The 5441-nt window shown below is 66.5% G+C and carries 8 protein-coding genes and 1 pseudogene; 2 read left to right on the top strand and 7 right to left on the bottom strand.

The window, feature by feature from the left end; translation table 11 throughout:
- A partial coding sequence (locus AC5Y5V_RS31280) for a hypothetical protein (protein WP_499942939.1) occupies positions 1-294 on the top strand: 294 nt, incomplete at its 5' end.
- 251 nt (positions 295-545) lie between these two features.
- On the opposite strand, the gene AC5Y5V_RS31275 is transcribed toward AC5Y5V_RS31280, so the two are convergent.
- The 7 genes from AC5Y5V_RS31275 to AC5Y5V_RS31245 all read right to left on the bottom strand — a co-directional run bounded on the left by AC5Y5V_RS31275 (position 546) and on the right by AC5Y5V_RS31245 (position 4799).
- Positions 546-734, bottom strand: a complete 189-nt coding sequence (locus AC5Y5V_RS31275) for a hypothetical protein (protein WP_499942938.1) — start codon at positions 732-734, stop codon at positions 546-548.
- Positions 731-1084, bottom strand: coding sequence for a hypothetical protein (locus AC5Y5V_RS31270; RefSeq protein WP_499942936.1), 354 nt, complete (start codon positions 1082-1084; stop codon positions 731-733). The genes AC5Y5V_RS31275 and AC5Y5V_RS31270 overlap by 4 nt, the downstream gene beginning before the upstream one ends.
- On the bottom strand, positions 1084-1302 hold the full coding sequence (locus AC5Y5V_RS31265) for a hypothetical protein (RefSeq protein WP_499942934.1): 219 nt from the start codon (positions 1300-1302) through the stop codon (positions 1084-1086). The genes AC5Y5V_RS31270 and AC5Y5V_RS31265 overlap by 1 nt, the downstream gene beginning before the upstream one ends.
- Positions 1303-1304: 2 nt before the next feature.
- Complete coding sequence (locus AC5Y5V_RS31260) at positions 1305-2627, bottom strand: phage major capsid protein (RefSeq protein ID WP_499942932.1); 1323 nt, start codon at positions 2625-2627, stop codon at positions 1305-1307.
- Positions 2628-2973: 346 nt separating this feature from the next.
- Positions 2974-3549 (bottom strand): hypothetical protein, encoded by a 576-nt coding sequence (locus AC5Y5V_RS31255; protein ID WP_499942931.1) that lies wholly within the window; start codon positions 3547-3549, stop codon positions 2974-2976.
- Positions 3550-3937: 388 nt separating this feature from the next.
- A complete protein-coding gene (locus AC5Y5V_RS31250; protein WP_499942930.1) occupies positions 3938-4522 on the bottom strand; it encodes a hypothetical protein in 585 nt (194 codons plus the stop codon).
- Positions 4523-4655: 133 nt separating this feature from the next.
- A complete protein-coding gene (locus tag AC5Y5V_RS31245) occupies positions 4656-4799 on the bottom strand; it encodes a hypothetical protein (protein WP_499942928.1) in 144 nt (47 codons plus the stop codon).
- Positions 4800-5177: 378 nt separating this feature from the next.
- Here AC5Y5V_RS31245 and AC5Y5V_RS31240 point away from each other — a divergent pair.
- Positions 5178-5441: pseudogene (locus AC5Y5V_RS31240) on the top strand (hypothetical protein); the annotation flags it as partial.

Genomic DNA, 5441 nt, shown 5'->3' with positions numbered 1-5441 from the left:
AGATTGGAGACAGACATGCTGTACGAACTGGTGATCAGCACCGCCGACGAGACCGACGCCACGTCGGGCCTCTACCCCTCGCGGCTGGCAGCGACCCTCGCGGTCGATGCCGCTGCCGCCGGGGATGGGCTGAACGTCCGCGGCGGGCGTTCCGCAGACGCGGGATTCCTCGTCGACGACCAGGGCCACGCCTGCTACGGATTCGAGATCCGCGAAGCTGGCCACCTGTGTACCTGCCAGGACGTTGGCTACGGGATCTGCCACGAGCGGACCCCGCAGTGCCCGCCGCCGTGATCCGGTCACACCGGCGACGACAAGCAAGGCCCGAGCATCCCGGCTCGGGCCTTGCTCTGTGCTGTCAGCGGGTCGAGCCCCGCTCGGCTCAAGCGGACCCGCGCCGATGGCGGGATATCTGGGAACACCACCCGCTCCGGGTCCGCGGTTCCAGGGTGGGGCGGGGCGCCGGTCAACGGTGGGAGGGCGTGCCCGGCGCCCCGCAGGCGGTCACGGGATCAGCGCGCACCACGCGATCCGGCGACCACGACTCACGACGCGGGTTGATCCGCGAGGTCCAGCAGATCCGCAAGCCGACCGGCCATCGTCACCTGCCATTCCGCGGCCGGCGCCGCCTGGGCGTCCAGCACCGAGCACAACGTGTTGGCCAACGCCATCGCGTCCAGCCCGAGGCGCAGCCGCAGGGCGCGGACCTCAGCGACCAAATCCGGACACATCACCGGTACTCCCAACCTCCCGCGCCGCTTAGGGGACGGCACTCCATCGTCGGCGCCTGGTGACCGCGCTCATCATCGTCGCCGTCACAGTCGCAATACTTGCCGGACGCGCTGCCGTAGGGATGCGCTGACCTCGGCGAGCAGCAGCACTCCTCGTCGCCGCGGTCCTCGTCGCCGCAATCGGCGTCCGGATCGAACAGGTCCGAGTCGGGATCACACTCCGGCCGGTAATCGTCGTCGTTGTCGAGCTCTTCGGGATCGACGACGTCGTCGGGGTCGAACACGTCGTCATCGAAGTCAGTGCCCGGGATCCTGTTCTCGCGCAACCAGTGGAACGCCCGGTCCACCCTCATCACGACGCCTCCAACGGGTGCGCCGCGTGGTATTCGGCCGTTTCCTCCGGTCCGCACGGCCGGACGCTGCCCCAGGCGATGAACTGCTTGGCGGCGTCGATAGGCAACTCGACCAATTCGCCGGGCTGATAGACCCGGCCCTTGTGATGGACCGTCCAGGCCAGCGACCCGTTGAGCGCCGCTGGCAGGACGCGCACGACTACGCAGAACGTCGGCATGGCTACGGCTGCGTGCTCAAGCCGATGATCTGCAGGACCGCCGGAGGCCGGGTGACGCAGAGCACAAGTCTTTCCTCGGCAACTGTACGCACTACGTTGTGTGTAAAGTCATCGCTGGTATAGCCAATTCTCATGGACAGTGGCTCTCTCACAGCAACGTAACCGAATTTGCTGGTGTCGATCAGCAGGGCCTCGCCCGGTGGTGCTTGCGTGGTTGCAAGAACGTCAACGCCCCACAACTGGTTGGCCTGCCCGTCGGTGGGGTCGGGCTGAACCATGAAGTGGCCGAAGCCATCCTTGATGCGGCGGATTGCGCTCCACGTGTTCGGGTGCAGCACGATCAGATCCGGAGTCGCCAGCGCCGGGCCGGTGCGCAGCTTGGCGATGGCCTTTTCGAACGCATCCAACGCGGACAGCGACGTTGCGCCGGAGCCGCCGGTGTCGACGCTGGCGTCATACCGCAGGATGCCGGGGGTGTCGAGGAAGCCCTGCATGCCGGTTGCGGACTCGTACTCGTACGCGCCGCTATAGACAGCGATTCCGCTATTTCCGGATATCAGTAATTCGTTTTCGAGGTCGATGATTTGGCGGTATAGCTCGGCCCCGGCATATTGCTGGAAGGATACGAAATCGTTAATGATTTCCCAGCTCAGACCGTTGTGCGCGGCCAGTTTGACCGCGGTAGCGGTTAGTGCGTCGGTCTCGAAAACCAATTCCGGCTTGAGCGCGCCTTCGGCCACAGCGGCCGGAGAACCGGTTGTCGAAATATGGCGGATAAATGTAATCGAGGGAGTTTCGATCGCGTACCCTGGCAGTTTGTCCAGCAGACGGTTTTCGTGAACCGCTTCGATCGGGTACGGGAACAAGCTCGACGGCAGCAGCGGATCCGCGGTGGAGAAGTCGCGTTGCTCCACGCTGATCCGGCATTGCTCGCCGTTCATCGCGGCTTGCCGCATGCGCAGCAACTGCTGTTCATCGAACCCGAGGGGCGCTAGGCGGCCGGCGGTGTTGATCGGGCGGGCGCCGCGGGGCGGACCGGGGTCGGAACGCTGCTCGCGCCGAACTGAGTTGCTGCGGCGGTTGCGGCGTCCGGACAGGGCAGCAACGCTGGCCTCGGAGGCGCGGACACGTTCGGCTTCGGCCCGGACCTCCTTGATGGACTCGTCGAGTTGGAGAATCTCTTGAGCCATCGCGGTCTCTCGGGGATTCGTGTCCGCGAGGCCTTCACTGCGGGCACGCTCGATCCGCTTGCCCAGCATCCGCGCGACTTCGTCGCGACGTTGAATGAGTGCCCGGAGTTCGTCGGCGGGATCGATGTTCGGCATTTTGAAAGACCTTCGGCAACAGAGGAATTGGGTTGCCGGTCGTTTCACCCGGTGGGCGGTGCGTGGCTCAGAGAGCCCTATGCCGTTCTGGCGGTGCTAACTGGGGCTGCTGATACGGCATCGTCGGTTGACTTCGTTGTCACCCTGGCGCCGGGCTTCGCCCTGGTCGTGCGCTTGTCGCCGCACCTACCAATGCCGAATCTGGCACACATTTTCCGGTGCAAGAAAGGACCGCGGCGCGGCGTGTCTTGGCGTCGAAAAGTGTTGGTGTGCCAGCGGACTGGCTTATCCGCGCCGGGCGCCGGGAAGGGCTCAGCGGCCACACGCCAGAAAGTCCTCGGGTTGATCAGGGTCGGTCATCGGTGTCTCCCTCGTTCGCTGCTTGTCGCTCGGCTTCCCGAAACGCGCGCCGGAAATGGGTGCCGCACAAGCCGCACGCCGCGACGGGGCGGCTGCAGTCCGTTACCGAACATCGGCGCACCAGTTGCCCGACGTGGGCTCGCATGGCCGCCTTGCCGCCCGCCACCACGCCCCTACGTTGGTCGGCGGCTTCCTCGCCGGTGGTGTCGGGCTTGCGCCCTGTTGGCCACGCAGACGGCCGGATGGTCCGTAAGTCGGGGTGTGCGGCTGTCGTCGTCGTCGTGATGTTGACGATCACGGTTGGCAGCCCGCGCTCCCGGTACTCGGCCTCGGCAGCCTTGGCGGCGCTGCGGGTGCCGACGTACGTAAAGTTTGTGGGCTCGACGACGGCCAGGGCTGCGAATCTGGACCAGTTGGTGATCGGGGATGTGTCGCGGGCAGCTTGCACGCCCCACACAACGAGCGCCCATGGCCGCTCGCCGGCGCGGGCGCGGGCGGGATGGAAGCGCCGGCCGTCGACGTCGTTGCACGTCGGCCTTGGCGGTGAGCGTGCCGACGGCACCCTGGCGGGCGTCGGGGACGGCGACCACCGGGGCGCCCCGGGCCTGCCGCCGTGCGGCTCGGCGACGACGCCGCAAACGACGCTTGGCGGCCGCCGTCATCCGTCGCGGCGTCCATCGTCGCCCAGATCGCCGTCGGCGTCGTCGTCCAGCGCCCCGGCGCGGCGCAGGAGGTCCAGCCTGGCCAGCACCGCCGCGCGCCGCTTGGTCCAGCAACTAGGGCACAGCGGGCCACCGTCTCAGGTGCACCCGCTCATGCTGCGACCCTCCCCGCGCGTCTCGGCGTGGTTGGGGCCAACCACTGCGAGCACCAGCGGCACGGCATGCAAGCCGGACGGCACCGGCAACCCTTCTCCACGCAGCGAGCCCAATACTCCGCGTTCGTCATCATCACGAGTCCCACATCCGGTCTGTGTTGCGGCGGATCGCAGGCTCCCAAGCGGCGGCGTCGACCTGCTCGTGAGCACGCCCGCGGTACTCGCCAAAGGTTTCGCGAGGGCTTCCTTCTCCTGGCTGGCTTTTGTTCTTTTCCTTACGTGGGGAACCACTTACGTAAGGCCTGCCTGCCTGCCTGCCTGCCTGCCTGTGTGGGTCACGTGACATCGCCGATTTGTCACGCCCCGTGTCCCGTGACAAATCACGGGACTGTCCCGTGACGCCATCTTGTTCAGCGGCTTTCGCGGCGCGCTCCCGCGCTTTACGCTTCCGGCCGCTGGCGCGTATCTGCTCCAACGCCTCCAGTTCGTCGCGGCTGGTTTGGGTTGCATCGAACTCGGCGATAAGCCAGCCGCCACCGGTCGCCAACCACACGCCGCTGCTAGCGAATTCCGTCTCCATGCCTGGGGTGAACCCATAGATGAGCGGCAGGTCTGCACGTTCGATAACGCCATCCGTCCGGTTGGCCACCGACCACACCAAAGCATTGACGAACGAACGGAAATGGGCATCCGAACGCTGGATCCGGCGATCGCTCAACCAACGCTCAGGGAGTCTCGCGTCAGTCACAGCGGCCACCGCGGCTGTGACGGCGACGTTTGTCGGTGGACCGCGCTACGGTGAAGGCACTCCGAAGCATCACCGACAGCGCCGCCCGCCCTGGCGGCGCTTGTCATTCCTGGGCCTGGGCTTCGGGGATCGCTTGGAGTTCGGTGAGTCGCTGCGCGCGTATGGCTGAGCGGGCTGGGATCAGCAGCTCGGCCAGCCGAACCCGCTGTGCGTCGCTCAGCGGCGGCCAGCTGTTAACGGCTTCCACGATGTGCTCGCGCAGATTCTCGGCGCGGAGATCGCGCCGAGCAGCATCCAGCTCCGGGCTACCGGGTCGGAGCCTCGCGGTAGTAGCAACAACCGAACGCAGCTTGCGGACTTGCTTTGATGGTGGCGGCATGCGAAACAGCCCTCTCGGGTTGTCTCGTTGTTGCCTTGGGAACGAGTCCAGTTCGGGTACCGCGTTATCGCGGCCTCACAGGCTTGGGAACTGCGAGCCACCCGTGGGTGGCTCTACCATCTCGCACCTACCGCCAGTGCGGACGCCCTCTCCGGTTCGAATCTAGGACGGCAAGGCTGAGATTCGGCGCAGCCCCGGCTCGGCGTGTCCGCCGTGCCCGCGAAACAGAAATGTCCTTTCGCGACTCGCACTCACCACCTGGTGAAAACATTCTGGGGCTGGACCGACCAACAACTCGCCGACGGCACCGTCATCCTGACCAGCCCGGGCGGACAAACCTACGTCACCACCCCCGCCAGCGCCCTGCTATTCCCCAGCCTGTGCCAGGCAGCCGGCGCCCTACCCGCCCCCGACACCGAACCCCCACCAGACCCCAGCACCCACCGCACCGCCATGATGCCCAAACGCCGCCGCACCCGCACCCAAAACCGCCAACACCGCGTCACAACC

This window comes from Mycobacterium sp. NGS68 (assembly GCF_059812195.1).
This window is presented reverse-complemented; position numbering and strand designations above follow the sequence as displayed.